Consider the following 18,943-nt stretch of genomic DNA (forward strand, 5'->3'; position numbering starts at 1 on the left):
TTCACCTTGACGCCGCAACCACCTGCCCGCCAAACTCCGCCCAAAGCCAGACAGCCGAGACGCGGGAGGAATGCGGCATGATCAGCCAGGAGCTCAATGATCGATTGACAAGGGTGGGCCGGGACCAGCCTGCGGGCCAGGTCCTGCGCCGGTACTGGCAGCCTGCCGCCCTCAGCGACGAGCTGAAAGGCCCCCGCCCCGTCGTGCCGGTCACCCTGCTGGGCGAAAAGCTTGTTCTGTTCAGGGACAACGAGGGGGAACTGGGCCTGATCGCGCGGCATTGCCCGCACCGGGGGGCCGACCTGTGTTACGGGCGTCGCGAGGACAACGGGCTGCGCTGCCCCTTCCACGGCTGGCACTTCGACCGGACCGGGCAATGCGTCGAACAACCCGGAGAGCCCGAGGGTTCGAAGATGCATGAACAGATCCGCACGCCCGCCTACCCGGTGGTGGAACGCAACGGCATCGTCTTTGCCTACCTCGGGCCCGGAGCCCCCCCGCCCCTGCCGAACTTTGACTGTTTCCGGGCGCCGGATACGCATGTCTTTGCCTTCAAGGGGTTGTGGGAATGCAACTGGCTGCAAGCGCTGGAGGTCGGCATCGACCCGGCGCACGCCTCGTTCCTGCACCGTTTTCTGGAAGACGAGGACCCCAAGGACAGCTACGGCAAGCAGTTCCGCGACAGCGCGGCGGATACCAACATCCCCATGACCAAGCTGTTGCGCGACTACCCGCGCCCCGAGATCCGTGTCGAGGAAACCGACTTCGGGCTGAAACTGACGGCGCTGCGGCACATGGAAAACGGGCTGACCCATGTGCGTGTGACCAACCAGATCTTCCCCGAGGCGATCTGCATCCCGATGAGCCGCGAGATGACGATCACCCAGTGGCACGTCCCCATCGATGATGAGAATTGCTATTGGTTTTCGATGTTTACCAGCTTCGACAAGCCGGTGAACAAGGAGCTGATGCGCGAGCAACGGCTGAAGGAACACCGCCTGCCGGATTACGCGCCGCTCAAGAACAAGCGCAACGACTACGGCTATGACCCCGAGGAACAGGCACGCGAGACCTATACCGGCATGGGGCTGGACATCAACGTGCATGACCAGTGGGCGGTCGAGAGCATGGGTCCGATCCAGGACCGCACCGACGAACACCTGGGCAAGACCGACGTCGGCATCATCCGCTATCGCCGCATGCTGCGCGCCGCGATGGATGCGCTGGAAAAAGGCGAGGAAGAGGCCCTGCCGATGCGGGGCACGGTTGATCCGTCGACCCTCAAGGGACCGCTGTCAAACGATGCCATTGCCGACAGCGCCGATTGGGACGCGGCCAGCCTGCGGGCCGATGCCGAACGGCGCGACGCCTGTCCGTGGGACGCGGGCCTCTGATGCGGGACCACCTGGCGCAGGGCCGCCTGTGTCGCGACGGGCTGTTGCAGCCCGAAGCGGCGGCAGACCTGATGGCGCGGGTCGAGGCCGAGGGGATCGAAACCCTGCGCATGCTGTTTGCCGATGCCCACGGCATCCTGCGCGGCAAGACCGTCACGCGGCGCGGGCTGGAGGGCGCGTTGAAGTCCGGCTTGCGAGTGCCCTCCACGCTCCTGCTCAAGGACCTGTCGCACCGGACGGTTTTTCCGATCTGGTCCGAAGCGGGTGATACGCCGATGGCGGGCGCCAGTGACGTGCTGCTGGTGCCCCGGGTCGAGACCTTCTGCCCGCTGCCCCATGCGCCGCATTCGGCCATGATCCTATGCCGTGTGTTGCGCACCGACGGCAGCGCGATCCCCTTCGTACCGGAGACGCTGCTGCAAGGGGCCATCGACAGGCTGGCGACGCGCGGCATGCGGGCTGTCATGGGGCTGGAAGTGGAGTTCCAGGTCTTCGAACCGGTTGAGGCCGCGCTGGACCATGCCGACGCCACCATGCCACCGCGCCCGCCGCTGACGCGCGGCGTGAACCAGGGCTGGCAGTATCTCACCGAGACCCGCTATGACGCCGCCGAACCGCTCCTCGACATCCTGCGACGCAGCGCCGAGGCGATGGGCCTGCCGGTCCTCTCTGTCGAGGTCGAGATGGGGCCGAGCCAGTTCGAGTTCACCTTTGCCGCCGATGACCCGCTGACGATTGCCGACCGCGCGGTGCTGTTTCGCACGATGGTCAAGGAGATCTGCGCGCGCGAGGGCTATCTGGCATCTTTCATGGCCAAGCCCCGGCTGGAAAACGCCGCGGCCAATGGTTGGCACATCCACCAGAGCGTGACCGACATGGACGGGCGCAACCTGCTGATCCCGGATGAGGGCGGTGTGCTGACAGATGTGGCCTCGGGCTGGATTGGCGGCCTGCTGGCCCATGCGCGCGCCTCCTGTATCGCGACGACGCCCACGGTGAACGGGTACAAGCGCTACGCGCCCTACCAGCTTGCGCCAAACCGGATCGGCTGGGGCGCAGACAACCGGGGCGCCATGCTGCGCGCCTTGATGGCCCCCGGGGATGGGGCCAGCCGGGTCGAGAACCGCGTGGCCGACAGCGCCGCGAATCCCTATTTCGCGCTGGCCTTCCAGATCCTGTCGGGGCTCGACGGGATCGAGGCCGGAGACCCTGCCCCCGCCCCGCTTGAGAACCCCTACGACGACGCGGCAGAGCAACTGCCCGCCACCCTGGGCGAGGCGATCGCCGCCTTTGAGGCATCACCGATGTACCGCGAGGCACTGGGGGAAGAGAGCGTGTCCTACCTCGCCCGGCTGAAGCGGGCCGAATGGGAGCGTTACCTGTCAGCGATCTCGGAATGGGAGCAGGCGGAGTATTTCACCGCCTTCTGACTCACATACCCAGTTCTGCGGCCAGCGCCTCCGGCGTCATGGCGCCCGCCGCCGCGCCACCACGCGCAAGTCGGGCGGCAAGCGAGGTTATGGCCGCATTGAGGGGCGCCTGCCCACCGTTGCGCCGGGCGATCAGTGCCACCTCGCCGTTGAGGTAATCCGTCTCGACCGACCCCGCCCCCCGCAGAAAGCTCTGCGTGGTGGAATTGCCGGCCCGGTCGATCCCCTCGATGGGCGCAATCTCCAACAGCGTGCCACGACGCGGGTCGCCATCCCCCATGTCCTGCCAGGACACGCCCGCAGCCCGGAATACGGTTTCAGCCTCCTGGCGCAGGGCGGATGTGATCTCGGGCGCCTTCACGCCACGTCCCAGGGCCGCCTCGACGATATTGCCGAGGTTGACGATCAGCTTGCCGAACTTGTTTTCCATCACGGCGTCCGTCACGAATGACCGGATGCCGGCCCCCGTCAGCGCCTCGGCCAACGCTTCATCCGCCGCGTCGAAACCTCCGGGATAGCGGCCGATGTCGAAGACACCGTAATTGGGGCGCCCGAAACAGATCGCCTCGTCCGCCGCGATATATTCGGCGGGCAGCATCACGTTGATCCCATGCACGTTGTCGAAGAACCGAAGCGCGAGGTCCTCGTTGGCGACACCGTTCTGCATGCAGAAGACAGGTTGCGAGACATAGCCAGCGGCACGCAGGTCGCCCAGCGCTGCCGCGCTGTCCTGGCTCTTGGTCGCAAGCAAGATCATGTCGTCGTCGCGCGCTGCCAGCTCTGTCGCCCGTTCAACCAGGTCAAGCGGGACGCGCTTTTCGCCCTGGTGGCCGCGCAGCAAAAGACCCTTGTCGCGCACCGCTGCCAGCCGCCGCCCGCGCGCGACGCCGATCACCTCGTGCCCGGCCTGGGCGAGCGCTGCCCCGACGACCCCGCCAACGGCACCAACGCCGAAAATCACCACCCTCATGTCCGTCTCTCCCATCCGCATTTTGGGCGCGAGCATGGGGGGCCGACAGGGGCGGTGCAAGCCTGGTCCAGGGTGGCAGCCTCCACGCCGATCAATTGTTTCCAATCCGGCAATGCAGAGTTTCCACCTGGAACAATACCCGTTGCACAACCCATGCGAGAAACTGCTAACATGGACCTGTTTTTCAGTCCGATTGACGGCCCCCGGCCGAAGTATTCCAGAAATCCATAACCTCCGAACGGTGGACTTCCGTGCGGGCCAAGGGAGAAAGGCCATGCCACCTCTGGGAATTTCAGGGCCGCTTGACGACTTCGAGGATGTGACCGGCGCCTTCGAGATCGAAGTGGTCGCGCGTTTCGACGACCTCGACGCAGGCTATTGGCAGCGCGTCTTCGACTTTGGCGACGGGCCGGACAGCAACAACCTGCTGCTGACACAATACGAGAACACCAACACCCTGATGTTCGTCCTCTACCAGGATGGACAGGCCTACCGCGTCACCGCACCAGAGGCGATCGTCGAAGGCGAAACCGCCACCTGGAACGTTGGCATCGCGGCTGATGGCACCATGTGGATCAACAAGAACGGTGTCCGACTGGCCGAAGCGGCCGGCGTGGTCCCCACCGACACGGTGCGGCTCAACGAACTGCTGGGAGAGTCGAACTGGGCGGATGACACGCCGCTGGACGGTGCCGTCCTGGGATTAGACGTGACCAACATCGGCGACACCGTTGATGGTGGACGCCTGAATATGCCCGAACAGATCGGCGGCGCCTTTCAACTGGACCTTGTCGCCCGGTTCGACGATCTTGACGCCGCGCAGGACCAGACCCTCTTCGACTTTGGCGGGGACGGCCCCGAGGGCGCGATCCGGTTGCAACAAGTGGGGACTTCGGATGCCCTGCGCTTTTCCATTCAGCAGGACGGGACCACCCACGAGATCATCGCCGAAGGTGCCCTGATCGAAGGGGAATACGCGATCTGGTCCGTCGGCATAGACCCGGACGGGCGCATGTGGCTGGAAAAGGACGGCACCTTGCTGGCAGAGGGCGCCGGGGTGGTGCCTGCGGACGTGGATCGGGGTCCGCTGTCGGTCGGGAGCCCCGCAGGGTCCGACGGAGAACCACTTGATGGCGTCGTGCTGGACCTGACGGTGACACAGGGGCCGAGCGATCCTGTGGACCCAGTTGACCCGGTGGACCCAACGGACCCGGTTGATCCGGTAGATCCGACCGACCCGGTTGATCCCGTTGATCCGGTGGAGCCTGTCGATGGCCCGCAACAGATCGACGGGGCCTTCCGGATCGACGCGACCGTGCGTTTCGATGACATCGAGGGCGGATACTGGCAGCGGGTCATCGACTTTGGCGACGGCCCGGCCACGAACAACATCCTTTTCACCCAGATCGAGAACACCTCTGGCATCATGCTGGAACTCTGGCAGGACGGCGAGGTCTATCGCGTCGTGGCCGAGGCCGCCATCGTGGAGGGAGAGACCGCTGACTGGAGTTTCGGCATCGACGAAACCGGGCTGATGTGGATCGACAAGGATGGCGTGCGGCTGACAGAGGAACAAGGCGTGGTTCCGGCGGACGTGGATCGTGCCAACTTGCTGATAGGCAGCTCCAACTGGGACGGGGACTCACCGCTGATCGGCGAAGTCGCGGTCCTGACCGTCACCAATGGCACAGATCCTGCAGACCCGGGCGATCCGACCGACCCCACGGACCCAACGGACCCCACCGATCCGGTGGACCCGACCGATCCCGTCGATCCCGGACCGCCCATCGCCGGCAGCGGCGACATGGTGATCGTGGCTCACCAGGACGACGACCTGCTGTTCATGAACCCGACGCTGGACACGCTGATCGACGGCGACACGCCCGTGACCACCATCTACCTGACCGCCGGTGATGCAGGGCGCGGCGAAGACTACTGGGCCGGACGCGAGGCCGGGGAAAAGGCGGCCTATGGCTACATGGCTGGGTCCGATGAGTGGGTGGATGAAACCGTCAGCGTGACGGTCGGAGACACGACCTACGAAGTGGCCAGTTCCTACCTGGCCGATGATCCCGACGTGCGCCTGTATTTCCTACGCCTGCCGGACGGGTTCGGGGATGGCAGCGGCTCTCCCACCTACGGCTACCAGAGCCTCGAGCAACTGGCCGAGGGAGAGATCGACAGCGTGACGGCAGTGGATGGCAGCGCCACCTATACTTCCGAAGAGCTGACCGGCCTGCTGACCGCGCTGATGGAACGGCACACGCCGGACCATATCCATATCCAGGACCACACCAGCGACCTGGCCGACATCGAGCATTCCGACCACCTGACCACGGCGGCCTTTGCGACCGATGCCGTGGCCGGTTACAACGCGGATCTCACGGTCACGAGCTATGTCGGTTATGCCTCCTGGGGGCTGGAAGAAAACCTGACGCCCGAAGAACAGACCGTGGTGGAAACCACCTTTGACACCTATGCCGCCCATGATCCGCTGGTCTTTGGCAGCGATGGCGCGCTTATCGGCTCTTACGTGGACTGGGTTCAGCGCGAATACGTCGCCGACGAATACCAGCTGACCGCGACCGATCCGGCTACCCTGTACGAAGCACTGATGCAGCCGTCAGAGGCCGCCGAGCCGCCCCCGGAAGACCCCGCGCCGGAAGAAATCGACCTGGTGATCTGAACCGCGCCGCGACTCCGCAAAGGGATGACCCCGCAGGCGGAATCGGCGTAGCCTCGGGCCGAAGACCGGAGGCCCCATGTCATACACATTGCTCTACTGGCCAATCCCCTTCCGGGGCCATGTGCCTCGGTTCATCCTGGCCCAGGCGGGTGCAGAGTGGGACGAACCGGGCTTTGACGCCGTCCTGGCCGCCAAGACCGCCCGCCCCGAAGAGCAGCCGACGCCCTTCATCGGCCCGCCCGTGCTGATCGACCATGACACCGGGCGGGCCCTGTCGCAGATGCCCGCCATCTGCATGTACCTGGGGCGCAAACACGGCCTGTCGCACGATCCGGACCTGGAATTGCGCCTGCTCTGCGATGCCTCGGACATCCTGCTCGAGATCACCTGCCATCATGGTGCCACCATGTGGACGCGGGACAGCTGGACCGCCTTCCGGGAGGATCGCCTGCCACGCTGGATGCGGGGCCACGAACGCTTGGTGATGGAGACGAGGGGCACGGCAACGGATGGGTTCGTCTCCGGCGCAGAGGCGCCGGGCCTCGCCGACCTCACGCTGGCCGCGCTGTGGCACACGATGGTCGATCGCCTGCCGCCACTTCGGCCCCTGCTGCATGAGCACGCGCCGGTGCTGACCGCATTGGTGGACCGCGTGGCCGCCTTGCCCGCCTTGGTGCGTCTGCGCAACGACTGGGCCGATCGCGCGGATGTCTATTGCGCGGGGCAGATAGAGGCCTCGCTGCTGGAGATGCTGAACGAGGATATGGGCAGATGAGCACATCGACGAAGACCTGTTCCTGAAAGGGTTGGATCAACGCCGGGCAACGCTGGGCGCAGACTATGTTGACCGGAACCAGGCCGAGGCCGATGACTTCACCCGCCCGTTTCAGGAGGCTACGATCGCCTGGTGCTGGGGGTTCCGCTGGGGCGACGACGTGATCGACGCCAAGACACGCAGCATGATGAACCTTGCCATGATCGGCGCGCTGGGAAAGATGCAGGCATGGGAAACCCATTGCCGCGGCACCCGGACAAACGGCGTCTCCTGGGAGGAAATCCGCGCCATCATTCACGTCGTCGGGATCTATTGCGGCGTGCCACAAGTACTGGAATGCGTTCGCGTGGCGCGCCGCGTGAAGGAGGCCGAGTGACCCTCAGGGCTCGCAGGTCTGGGCGGTGGTGACCGTCACCCCTTCCGAAGCCAGATAGTCCGCAAGGTCCGCCGATGGCAGGGCGAAATCGGTTTTCACCTTGGGTGATGCCCCCTCGCCCGAGGGATTGGCCCAGATGATGAAGGTGTTCATGCCGATGACCTGCCCGCAGGCGTTGATCAGCGGGCCACCACTGTTGCCCTGCAGGACCTCGGCGGAATGGGCAAAGACCTCGCGCCCGTCCGCCTGCGGCAGGGCGTCGATGAATTCGCCCGCGCGAAAGATCATGCGCGGCAGTCCGGTCTGCTGGAAGGATTGGAACAGGCCCGGAAATCCGACGGAAACCACCGGGTCCAGTTCGGTCACTCTGTTCATGAACTGCAATGGTTGCACACCCTGGCCGCCCTCCACCTCGACGATGGCATAGTCGCGTTCGGCCAGCCCCTCGCCCCGCTTGACGGTGCGGGCGGTGACACGACCCCGGACCGGGGTCGGGAACAGCGTTTCGGAATAGACCAGCACATCGACCTCCGCCCCCACGACGTGGGCATTGGTGGCGACATGCCGTGGCGTGACGAAGAATCCCGTGCCTGATCCCTCGCCCGCCTGGATGAAGACCACGGCCCCATCGGCGACCGCTCGCAGGCGCGACATGTCGGGGCGACCGGCAAAGACGGTCGGCGCAGGGCCCGTGTTCGGGCTGACCTGGTCGATGGTGCACTGGAACCCGGAGAGGCGCTGCTCCGCCTCGGCCACCCGGGATTGCAGGCGCTGGCCCACACCCTGTTCAAAGGCCAGGAGCGACGACAGCACCGAGGGGTCCGAGCTTTGCCGGGGCAGGTCGGGCGGCTGTGACAGAAAGCGGGGCGCGATCATCACGGCGATCAGCAGCCCGCTGGCAAAGATCACCGCCGCACGCAGTATGGTCCACCAGGCGGGGGCTTGGGGGTTGGGTTTCGCGGTCATTGGAGGCGCCTCAACTCTGTCTTGACGCTGGCATCATCCCCGGCATCGCGGGGCGTCAGCGTACAGTCCGCGGTCCGGTCCTGGGCGATTTCACAGGTCACGGCATAGGGCACGACAAACAGCCCCTCGCCGCAATCGGCGCGTTCTCCCTCGACCATCTGCAGACGGTTCTCAGCATCGAAAGAGGCGGTCACGGTGCCCGTGCAGATGGTCCCGTCCTCCAGCAGAACCCGGCGCGTGCCCTCGCCGGAGGCATCGATGTCATATTCGACAACGATCTTCAGGTCCGGGCGTTCGCTGTCCGAGAAGGTCAGGAAAAGCTGTTCGGCGACGGAGCGCCAGGTGCCTTCGAGGAAGGACAGGTCGTCGACATCCTCGGCCCCGTCCGGCACCACAAGCGGATCGCCCTCGGGGTCAGGGTCCGCAGGCGGGTCGTCAGCGGGCGGATCATCTGCCGGAGGCTCGTCGGCCGGAGGTTCGTCCACGGGCGGGTTATCAACCGGCGGCTCATCTGCAGGCGGATCGTCAGGCGGAGGCGCATCGGCCGGAGGCTCGTCCAGCGGCGGATCACCGGCGGGCGGCTCGTCAGCAGGCGGCTCGCCTGGGGCCGGGTCCACGATCGGCGGCTCATCCGGCGGCGGATCATCGGCGGGCGGTTCGTCTGCCGGGGGTGACGCGGGCGGATCAACCGGCGTACCCTGAGGCGGACTTTCCGGGTTCGGGCCGGGGGGCGGTGTCGGGTCCACCGGCACAGGCGGCGCGGTGCATTGCCCAAGACAGGCCAGGGCACGATCCAGCAGATCCTCCTGCAGCCCGTCCACGTCCCGGCGCAAAGCCTCGTTCGCGGCCTGCAGGCGCCGCAATTCGGCCAGTTCGGCGGGATCGCTGCCGTCAGGCTCTGCCGCGGCAACCAGAGGCGCATCGAATAGCCCCGCCGACTTTCCGAACAGGGTCAATGCCACAAGACAAAGCGCCCCAATCATACACAGCGTCAGGACGCTGCCCCCCAGCAGGCGGCGCTCTGTCCCGGCTGTTTCCGGGTCCTTGGGCGGTTCCGACTGCAGTGGCGCGCGGCGCTCTGTCCCGGGATAGGTCAGCGGCACGAAATCGCGCGGCGGCTCGAACCCCCAGTTCACCACCACCGGTCTGCCGCCCGTGACAAAGACGTCATCCTCGGATGGGTCGGTCAGAGCCAGCGACAGGATCTTGTGTATCTGTCCCGCGTTTTCCGCCGGGGCCGCTTCGGCGAAGGCGCGCATTTCGCGGCGCCACTCGGCCAGCTGGGCCAGAGCCTCGCGCCGTTCCGGCCCGCGCAGGGCAGAAAGCGGTTGCGGGTCGCCCGCCGCATCGGTGAACCAATCGGTAAAGCCGCTTTCGGCCTCACGGACGGGTTCGGCGAAATAGCCGGCCGTTTCCCCGCCCAGGTACTCGGCGACATAGGCGCGCAGCTGCGGGAAATAGGCGGTTATGGGGCGGCCAAAGGCCCCCTGCGGCGCCTGCTGACTTTCATCCGTCCGGATCAGGAAGCTGGAGGCCATCAGGGCGTTCCGCACTCTTCGCGCACCACCATGCGGGCCGCTTGCAGGATCTCGGAGGGCAACCGCGATTGAGCTGGGGCATCCAGCAACTCTCGGTAGTTGCGGGTTTCATCCGGAGGCCAGACCATGCGCTGATACAGGTCCGCCCACTGCGGCTTGGGCTCTGTCAGGGTGATCAGCGTGTGTTCGATCGGCACGCGGGACGTCTGGAAGGCTGCCTCGAACTGAGCAAGGAAATCCTCGGGGTTGTCCTGGGCATCGGTGATCGTGACCACGGTGATCAACGAGAAATCGGTTCCCGCCTTCTGGATCTCCTGGCGCAGCCACTCGATATAGGCGGCAAACCGGGGCGTCGGGCGCCCGTTGGCCGTGGGATCGGACAAAAAGGCCGCGCCGTCAGTGCGCAGGTCGACCGGGAACTCCCCCCGCATGAGCTCGAGCGTGGCGAAGGTTTCTGCCGGGAGGCGTGTACGCAGCTCTTCCAGCGCGTCCAGCATACGGCTGAAGTTGTGCGGCGGCTGCTGGCGGTTTTGGTCCATGCTGGACGACCAGTCGGCCCCGATCAGCAGGCGGACCGGCAGGTTGGTGGTGAAGGGCGTGCAACGGTTGGCCTCGCGCGCGACCTCGACGGGCACGGTCAGGGTCAACCCGTCATCGCTCTGGACGCGGCAGTCGAATGTCTCGCTCTGGACGGTGTCATCGGGGTTGCGCGGATAGGTGACACGGCCATTTTCCACCACGCCAGGCGCATCACAGCCGACCACCTGCCAGACCCGGTTGCCGCCGTTCACAACGCCCGACAGGACATCCACCGAGACGCTTGGCTCACCCGGGGGCAGGATGGCCGACACCGTGCGCGCCGACGGCGCCGTGCCCGATACGCCCCCACCCGTTCCGGCCCCGGCGCCGCCCTGACCGCCAACGGCAATCACGACATCCGCCGCATCGGTCAGGCCAGACGGATCCTGCACCGTGCAGCTGAACCGCACCTCGCCCGAGGATTGCGCCGGATCGCGGGCAAAGCGCACGGTCTGGTCATCCCGCACGATGCCCGGCGCGTCGCAACCGGCGATGGTGATCGGGTCGCCATCGGGATCACTGTCATTGGCGACGACGTTCACATCGACAAAAACCACGCCGTCCGGCAGCACGCCCCGGTCTTCCTGTGCGATCGGCGCGTTGCAGGCCCGCAGGCCGAAGTCGCACAAAAGCGCAGGACCGAAAAGTAAAGCCAGAAGCCCAAGCAAGAGCAGCAACAGCGCGAGCCCGCCGAACAACAGCCGCTTGCGGTTGCGGCCCGCGTCATCCGGCCCCCCCGCGACGGGCTTGTCCTTTTTCGGGATCTTGATGCTGCGCAGATCCAGAGACGCGCCATCGGACTGGAACCCCCACAGCGTGACCACAGGCGCGCCATCGACAATCCAGATCGCATCCCGGCTGGGCACGCGAAAGGCCTTTTCCAACGCCAGCGCGATGTTGCGATTGTTGCTGTCGCCACTGTCGGCAAGCCCCTGGCGAAATGCCTCGATCTCGTTGACGATGGCTTCGATCCGGCCGTCGATCTCCTTGCGGGTGTCGGGCCGCTGGTCGGCGTATTTCACCGCCGTCTTGTAATCCTCGGTGTAGAAATCGATCCGGTCGTCGCCGACGGCCTCGGGCATGGCGAAAAAGGTCTGCGCATCTTTGGACAGGCGCATCTTGAAGGCGGTCTCGAACTGCTGGAACAGCTGCATGACATTGCGTTCGGACCATCCGATCCCTGAAACGCGCGACCTTGGCTCGGATGTCAGCAGTTTCATCGGGTCTAATCCTTACTTGTCCAAATCCGGGGTCGGCGCCGGAGGGGCACCGGAAATGCGGCCGTCTGTGGTGATCCGGGCAGTCCCGCCGCCCGGCGCCCTGTCCGGTGCACTGTCGTCCAGCGCCGCGTCTCCGGGCACCAGGATCACCGAGACCGGCGCCTGCGCGGTCAGCCCGTCGCCGTCGCTGATGACACAACTGAGGCGCAGGCCAAAGGTAGACGTGCGAGGCACCTGTGCGTCGGTCAGAACGATCCGCGTTCCATCCCCGGACACCGCGACCGTCAGGTCGCCGCGCTGCGCCGGTTCGCAAGAGGCGATCCGCAGCCCGGCACGTCCCGCATCGTCGAGATCGTTGCGCAAGGGCGCCAGCCGATGTTGACCGCTGGGGTCGCCACGCAGCAGGAACCGGTCGGCGCAGGCGATGGGCGGGTTCGTCCCATCCCCAAGCGGCGTCTCGGGGTAGCGCCCGGACTGGCAAGCCTCGGCGTCCGTCTGGCGTGGTCCTGAGGGTGGCGTATCGGGATCCGGGTCGGCCAACGTGCGCGGCACCTCCGGTTTTTCCCGCGGCGTCACATCGATGGGCGGCTTCTGAGCCTTCGGCGGTTGATCCCCCTCGGGCGGCTCAACGGGAACCTGAGGCTCCGGCTCTTCCTTGGGCGTTTCAGGATCGGCACTGACGGTCAGCAGGCTGGTCTGGACGGCACGCCCATCCCCCGGGTCGATCCGGCAGGTCCAGACGGTCGGGGCACCATCGGGCAGCGCGCTGCGCAGGACCGTCACCCTGCCATCCGTCGCGCCGGGCAGCGCCGACACACCGTCGCACCCCGCAAGGCGGGCGCTGGCGGGCAGGTCGTCATTGGCGAAAAGTGCAACCTCGCCTTGTGTTTCGCCCGCGGCCAGGTGCAATCGGTCGTCGCGCAGCACGATCGGCTCTGGCCCTTCGTCACGAAAGAAAAGGAAATAGACCAGAACCGCCAGCAAGAGGAGCAAAAGCAACGCCAGCCACCACGGCCAGCGACGGCTCGCAGGGTCGGTCTCCGGGTCGCCGACGCGCTCTGTCTCCGGTCCCGGCCCTCCTGCAGGCTCTGCCGGGTCCTCGTCCTCGGGTCCCTTGGCCCCGGCACCGTCCAACCGCAGTTCGGACTCCACGACATCGGTACTGGCCGGATCCGGCGCCAGCCCGGCGGCCTCTGCCCCGCCCCACATTGCGTGGCTGGTAGAGACCGGCAGGCTGAATGAAACCTCTCCCCCCTGCGCCGTCCGCAGGTTCAGAGTGACCGGGACCCCCGGTTCCAGGTTCATCGCCATTTCCGGCGGGATCAGGACACCGACAGATCCCTTTTCCAGCTGCTCCGCCGGGCGGAACACCTCTTCGTGGCGTTCCGAGGTCCAGTCATCGTCCTTGGCATAAAGCCGGGTGTCCTGAGAGCCGGTGCGGGTGATCGACCACGCCGCCACCTCGCCCTCGGGAGCCTCGACCACCGCGAAGAGGCCCAGGCCATCATCCGTCTCTATGTCGAAAAGCCTGGTCACGCGGTCAGGCCTTGCTGTCCGTCATGGCCTGGATCAGCCCCCCCAGTTCCGCGTTGGCCGCCAGATCCACTCCGGACAGGCCATCATCGGTCCGCGCATTGCTCTCGGACAGGTTCTTGAAGGCCCAGGCCCAGTGCTGCGCCATCTTGACGGCGCGCGGTTCGGCCGTCTTGGGCAGGTCGGGAACACCGCCGTCGGGCGTGACGGGGCGGTCGAAAAGCGGGGTCCGCGCCTTGTCCTTGAGCGTCAGTTCGCCCGCCTCGTAGCCCAGCTGGTTGACGAAGTGGTTCACCGTCAGCGAGGCCATGCGCGCCTTGTGCGGGATCAACCGTTCGGAGGAGCGCGGGAACTGCGAGGCATCGCGCGAGGTCTGGGCCACCTTGTCGGCCAGACCGGCGCGCTGCGCACCCTCGCGCATCTCGTTGAACATGGTTTCCAGGTTCTCGGGCGAGATGTTCAGGTAGCGCGACACGCGCGGGTTCTCCAGCACGGCCTGCAACTGATCGGACCATGTGCTGAGGACGCGATCGGCAAAGACATCGTGCCGTTCCTTGGGCATCTCGGGCGCCTCGTCCTCGGCAATGTCCTCGTCGTCGTCGTCAAAGATGGCGTCCCAACCATCGTCTTCCTTGCGCACGACGGCGGGGCCGGTATCGGGATCCTCGCGCTCCAACTGGCGCAGGATGCCTTTCAGGCTGCGCTCCGACATGTAGCACATCAGGAGGAATTCGCCGAATTTCTGTTGCAGGGCACAGGCGCGCACGTCCTGCAGTGCCGCGCGCACCGCCCTGGAGCGTTCCTTGAACACCCGTTCCGCATCGCCGTCGGCATGGAACTCTCTCAACAGCCGCTCCAGCCGCTGCTGGAACTCCGCGAACTCGCGTTGGAGCTGATCGCGTTTGAAGCCTTCATGGCAGACGCTTTGGAGGTTCGAGATCAGGTAGGTGCGGCCGCCGTCGTTCAGCTCCAGCATCTCGTTCCAGGCCCTGTCGGGCTCGCGGAAATGCTGGCTGACCTTGGCCGATGTCGTGACCGCCTCGCGCAGGGCCTTGAAGACCTCTGTGTGATGCGTGTCAAAGCCGGTCTCTTCGAACTCTGGCGTGTTCTTTTCGCCCCGGCTGAGGATGCCCGTGGAAGGCTGGCTGGTGTTTCGCAGCCAGTACATGTTGCGGAACTGGCTGCCCGGTTGCCATTCGCGCACCCAGGACATCGACGCCGCACCGGATTCCGCCTCGTCGCCGCTGCGCGCGCCGCCGAACCGTTCCAGCATGGAATGCATCCGGTCCTCGAGCATGTTGACCGCATCGCGCGAGGCGATGTTGAAGGTCAGGTCCGCCTTGGTGGCAACGAAAAACAGTGCGCAGGGCTGATCCGCGCGGGCCTGTGGGGTCTTGCCGTGGGTCACGGTGATCCAGCGTTCGATCATCCCGGCCAGCGGGCCGACCTCTTGCGGACCGTCCCCGACACAGAGCAGCATCGCCGTCAGCTCTCGGTTATCCAGGTAGCGGTCGAAGAGATAGGCCACCTTGCCGCGCACCAACGCCTTGCCCACCACGGTCTCGTCGATGGCCTTTTCCTCGCTCCGAGTACGGGCGCCGGGGAAATCCAGCAGGTCGGTTGTGCCGAAGAAATCCGCTGGCGGTTCCTTGATGACCACCTTCAGCTCGGTCACCAGGGCCGACAGCGTGGCGTGATCCACCTTGCGGATTTCGCCGCTGTTGGTCCGGATGTTCGCCTCCAGCCCGCTGCCGTTCCAGATCTGCTGCAGGGCCGACACCAGGATCACGTTGGCCTGCGGGTCAAAAACCTCGGGCGTGGCCCAGCAACGATCCGCGTGGCCCAATTCCTCAAGCGCCGAGATCATCTTTTCGAAGACTTCGGTGAAATATCTGTTGCGCCCCCAGAACAGGCTGTAGGCGCGCACCCGGTCCGCCACTGCCCCGTGTTCGAGGATTTCCGAGATACGGCCCCAGTGCGGTTTGAACTGCGCGAAATTCGCGCGGTAGACATCCGGGTGCAACTGGCGTTCCAGGTAGGCCGAAAGATCATAGGCCCTGTCGCTGCGCGCCGCATCCACCGCCAGGGCGACCTCGCCCAGTGTCGCCTCGATCTCGTCGCCAGAAACCCGTTTCAGGGCATCGCTCTCGAAGTCCGAAAAATAGGAGTTGCTGAGGATCTTGGCGATGTCCATTTCCGACAGCAGCGACAGCTCGATCGGGTAGTTCGGATCTTCCAGCGTTTCGGTGCTGGTGAACCGTGTCACCACGCCCGTGGTTTCCTTGCCGCTGACTGCCGGGTTGATGTCCCCGATGAATTTCAGCGTGCGGTCGCCCGCCTTGGCCAGCAGCTGTTCACCAGGTTTGCTCGCCAAAGAGGAGATCAGGTAGGACTTGCCCGCCTGGCTGGCACCGAACACGCCGACGCACATGCGCCGCTGCGCCGCCCGTTCCAGGCGGCCCAGTTCGGTTTCCATCAGCACGCATTCACGTTCGACCGGGTCGTGGCGCAGGCCGACGATTTCCGCATGTTTGCGCACCCAGGACTTGTACTTGCCCGCGATGGCGCGATGCGCCGAGATCGCGCCAACCAATGCCTCCTGAGCCCCCGACATCACATCATCCCCCCAAGGTTGAAGCTGCCCGACTCGGCCCAGTGCACATCCGTCGTCACCATCGTCTGAAGGTTCATCCGCACAAGGCCACGCGGCAGGTCTTCCTTGTTGCCATCGACGATGGCCTCGATCTCGAACAGTTTTTCCAACGGGTCATCCTCTGGCCGCAGCCGCGTCAGAGTCACGTCCATCACAGAGGGCGGGTCTCGTTCCAGGTTCGACTTGGACAGGGTCACGTTGTACAGCATCGTTGCCGGCCAGCGATCCAGGTCCAGCTGACGAAAGCCCAGCGCGACCGGCGGGTGACAGCGGAACACCGCGTCCTCGATTGACTGGTCGTCCTGCTCCATGTCCACGTTGCGGAACAACAGCTGATCCTCGCGGATGCGGCCCTGGTTCATCTGGCCGATGTAACGCGCGGTCGACCGCATGGTCAGCTCGCTGGTGCGCATGTGGAAATCGTTCAGCTGCCCCTCGGACAGGGCGCAGATCATCGCGCCGACGGCGGCACAGGTCTTGGGGTCGCCGATCTCGTCGTTGAAGTTGCGGAACGGATACCAGGCGCCGACCTCGTAGTCATGCATGGTCACGATCCGTTCGGGCATGACCGGCATCCGCTGGGCGATCATCGCCCGCAGGGCCGGGAACCGCGAAGGCCGCCCGGCAAGCAGCATGAAATCGCAGTCGAAATAATAGGTCGCCTCGGCCAGGCAGTCGATGAAGGGCTCCATGACCTTGTAGACCGTGTGTGTCAGTTGCGCCGAGGTGACGGAGAAAGAAAAGCCCGAAAGGTCGACCGGCTCCGCCAGCCCGTCGATCTCGCAGATGTGGTCCAGCACTTCGCGCGTGGGCTGGGTCTCGCCAAAGACGCGGTCCCAGGATGCGCTCAGCTGCAGGTCCTCGCCGAACCTGTCACTGCCCTCGTGCGCCTCCAGCAGCCAGTAGGCGAAGGGCGTCAACACCTGTTGCGAGAACTGCTGGCGCCGGATCAGGCGTTTCGCGCTTTCTCCTGCCCTGACCGCGCCCAGGCGCGAGACGACAAAGTTCTTGGCCCCCGGAACATCCTGTTTCGCCAGGTATTCCGTCAGCGCCGGAATCACGTGGTTCTCGATCACCGCCTTGACGATGTCGTCACCGGCACATTGAAAGCCTTCGCGGAATTCCTGCCTGGGCGTGAGGGAGCGTTCATCGTTCCGGTAGGAACTGATGATCAGGTCCGAGGTCCCGCCACCGATGTCCAGACTGACGATCCGCAAGGGACGGTCGCGGGCCTCGGGGCGCGACGAGGCATACATGAACGACGCCGTGTCCCCAAAGAACCGCTCCACCACCTCGTTGTAGACAAAGACCGCCTGCGTGGCAGAGGCCTCGTCCCACTGCATCTGCAGCTTGGGTTGCGTGTCGGGCGCAAAGTTCAGCCCCTGCCAGACTTCCTTGATCGCGGTTTCGACGCGGCGACGCAGGATAGAGCGTTCCGGACGCGTCATCGCCGTCGGCATGGTCAGCACGATGCGGCGCAGGCGCCGGGCCTGCAACTGCTGCCCCTGCTTTTCACGACGTGACGGACTGTTGATCTCGCGCAGGACCTGCAACAGCAGTTCCATCAGGAAGAAGGTCATGACCGAAGAGCGCGAAAAACTCGCCGTCACCGCCGGCAGCGCGTCTGGCACATCGGCCAGGTATTCACCGTCCGCGGCGAAGTTGCGGAAATAGCCGCCGGTGTCCAGAGCGCTGTCCTCGGATTCGCGCCCGCCCGAATTGAACCGCCATTCGACGGAAACCGGCGTTCGGCTCCAGAGATAGCGTTTCGGGCTGGACATGCCGGTAACGCCATTGACGCTGCTGTATTCATGCGACAGGCGCACGGCCTCGTCGCCGATCCGCACCGCCGAGGGCCACTGGAACGCCGACCGACGCCCGGTCAGCCGCGACAGGTTGGCAGGCCCGAAGAAGGGTTTGCAGAATTCCACCCGGCTTTCGAAGGGACGATTGTGCACCTGGTCGGGTTGCGAGATGTCGCGGAATTCCAGCGGATAGCTGCGGGTCAGGTCGACATGCGGTTCGCGCTCGTCATCCTCGATCAGCAGGCCGAAGGTCCGCGAGTTGCCGATGTCCAGCACCAGGTCCACGTCGATCGGGCGGTGGGTGGAGTCGGCTGTATTGTCGATGAAGCGGCAGCGCGGGAAATCGACCGTCTCGGATGAGCCGAAGGAATAGAGCAGCGCCAGGTAGTTGGCCAGCGCCTTGCGATTGCGGATCTCTTCCGCCTCGGGGTTGATCCGTTCGGGGCGCACCCAGCTTTTCTTGATCCAGTCCCCGACCCAGCGTTGTTCAAAGAAGGTGCGGATGCCCTCGTGGTCCTTCGGCACCCCAAAGGTCGTCTCGCCCGCCACCACGTCGCTTTCGACCGGCATGAGCGAGGCGATACGGTTGAGCTCGTCCCCTTCCAGCGCGCGTCCGGATTCGTGCTCGCCCAGTGTGGTATCGAAAACCAGCACGATCTTGACGTCCGCGGACCGCTGCTTGCGCGGGAAATAGGCCCGCGCCCAGTTCAATGGTCCTGTCCTGTCATTGCGAAAGAACGGCAAGGGCAGCCATTGCCCGGCAAAGTCCCGCAACGCGGCCTCGACGCTGCCGGACACCTGGTCATCGTCTGCGACGGGACGCCCGGACTCGTCGATGTAGCTTTCCCCGTCCTCGTGCAATTGCAGGCGGGAAAACCGCAGGGTCCGTTCCTCGCGCACGACGGAAAACCGGATGCTGCGAAAGTCTTTTACATTAAACTCAAAATCGAAAAACTGAATTCCGGAATTTGGCACAAGCCTAAACATGCAAACCGAATCTCCTGTTTTCGCAACACGC

12 protein-coding genes are annotated in these 18,943 nt (G+C 65.3%); 5 read left to right on the forward strand and 7 right to left on the reverse strand.

Annotation, left to right across the window (positions count from 1 at the left end; genetic code table 11):
- Positions 1-77 precede the first annotated feature (77 nt).
- Both BLQ71_RS11190 and BLQ71_RS11195 read left to right on the forward strand, forming a co-directional pair.
- A complete protein-coding gene (locus tag BLQ71_RS11190) occupies positions 78-1,394 on the forward strand; it encodes an aromatic ring-hydroxylating dioxygenase subunit alpha (protein ID WP_074621770.1) in 1,317 nt (438 codons plus the stop codon).
- Positions 1,394-2,824 carry a glutamine synthetase family protein gene (locus BLQ71_RS11195; protein ID WP_074621771.1) on the forward strand — a complete coding sequence of 477 codons (1,431 nt, stop codon included), beginning with the start codon at positions 1,394-1,396 and terminating at the stop codon, positions 2,822-2,824. The genes BLQ71_RS11190 and BLQ71_RS11195 overlap by 1 nt, the downstream gene beginning before the upstream one ends.
- Before the next feature lies 1 nt (position 2,825).
- On the opposite strand, the gene BLQ71_RS11200 is transcribed toward BLQ71_RS11195, so the two are convergent.
- Positions 2,826-3,794, reverse strand: a complete 969-nt coding sequence (locus BLQ71_RS11200; RefSeq protein WP_074621822.1) for a ketopantoate reductase family protein — start codon at positions 3,792-3,794, stop codon at positions 2,826-2,828.
- Positions 3,795-4,068: 274 nt separating this feature from the next.
- Here BLQ71_RS11200 and BLQ71_RS11205 point away from each other — a divergent pair, with 274 nt between their 5' ends.
- The 3 genes from BLQ71_RS11205 (at position 4,069) to BLQ71_RS11215 (ending at position 7,631) form a co-directional block, all read left to right on the forward strand.
- Entirely contained in the window at positions 4,069-6,480 is a 2,412-nt protein-coding gene (locus BLQ71_RS11205; protein ID WP_074621772.1) for a PIG-L family deacetylase, read from the forward strand.
- A gap of 76 nt (positions 6,481-6,556) precedes the next feature.
- Positions 6,557-7,255 (forward strand): glutathione transferase, Atu5508 family, encoded by a 699-nt coding sequence (gene gst / locus BLQ71_RS11210; RefSeq protein ID WP_074621773.1) that lies wholly within the window; start codon positions 6,557-6,559, stop codon positions 7,253-7,255.
- 31 nt (positions 7,256-7,286) lie between these two features.
- Positions 7,287-7,631, forward strand: a complete 345-nt coding sequence (locus BLQ71_RS11215; RefSeq protein WP_229754776.1) for a carboxymuconolactone decarboxylase family protein — start codon at positions 7,287-7,289, stop codon at positions 7,629-7,631.
- A 3-nt stretch (positions 7,632-7,634) separates the two neighbouring features.
- On the opposite strand, the gene BLQ71_RS11220 is transcribed toward BLQ71_RS11215, so the two are convergent.
- The 6 genes from BLQ71_RS11220 to BLQ71_RS11245 are packed head-to-tail and all read right to left on the reverse strand — an operon-like array spanning position 7,635 to position 18,912.
- A complete protein-coding gene (locus BLQ71_RS11220; protein ID WP_074621775.1) occupies positions 7,635-8,597 on the reverse strand; it encodes a S1 family peptidase in 963 nt (320 codons plus the stop codon).
- Positions 8,594-10,135, reverse strand: a complete 1,542-nt coding sequence (locus BLQ71_RS26405) for a hypothetical protein (RefSeq protein WP_074621776.1) — start codon at positions 10,133-10,135, stop codon at positions 8,594-8,596. Before BLQ71_RS26405 ends, BLQ71_RS11220 begins: the two co-directional genes overlap by 4 nt.
- On the reverse strand, positions 10,135-11,934 hold the full coding sequence (locus BLQ71_RS11230) for an Ig-like domain-containing protein (RefSeq protein ID WP_074621777.1): 1,800 nt from the start codon (positions 11,932-11,934) through the stop codon (positions 10,135-10,137). The genes BLQ71_RS26405 and BLQ71_RS11230 overlap by 1 nt, the downstream gene beginning before the upstream one ends.
- 12 nt (positions 11,935-11,946) lie before the next feature.
- Positions 11,947-13,470, reverse strand: a complete 1,524-nt coding sequence (locus tag BLQ71_RS11235; protein ID WP_074621778.1) for a hypothetical protein — start codon at positions 13,468-13,470, stop codon at positions 11,947-11,949.
- A 4-nt stretch (positions 13,471-13,474) separates the two neighbouring features.
- Positions 13,475-16,081, reverse strand: a complete 2,607-nt coding sequence (locus BLQ71_RS11240) for a virulence factor SrfC family protein (RefSeq protein ID WP_074621779.1) — start codon at positions 16,079-16,081, stop codon at positions 13,475-13,477.
- The gene (locus BLQ71_RS11245) at positions 16,081-18,912 is read right to left on the reverse strand and encodes a virulence factor SrfB (protein WP_043138415.1); all 2,832 of its coding nucleotides are present in this window, start codon (positions 18,910-18,912) and stop codon (positions 16,081-16,083) included. Before BLQ71_RS11245 ends, BLQ71_RS11240 begins: the two co-directional genes overlap by 1 nt.
- Between the last annotated feature and the right edge of the window lie 31 nt (positions 18,913-18,943).

Source organism: Antarctobacter albus (assembly GCF_900101505.1).
Lineage (GTDB): Bacteria > Pseudomonadota > Alphaproteobacteria > Rhodobacterales > Rhodobacteraceae > Antarctobacter > Antarctobacter albus.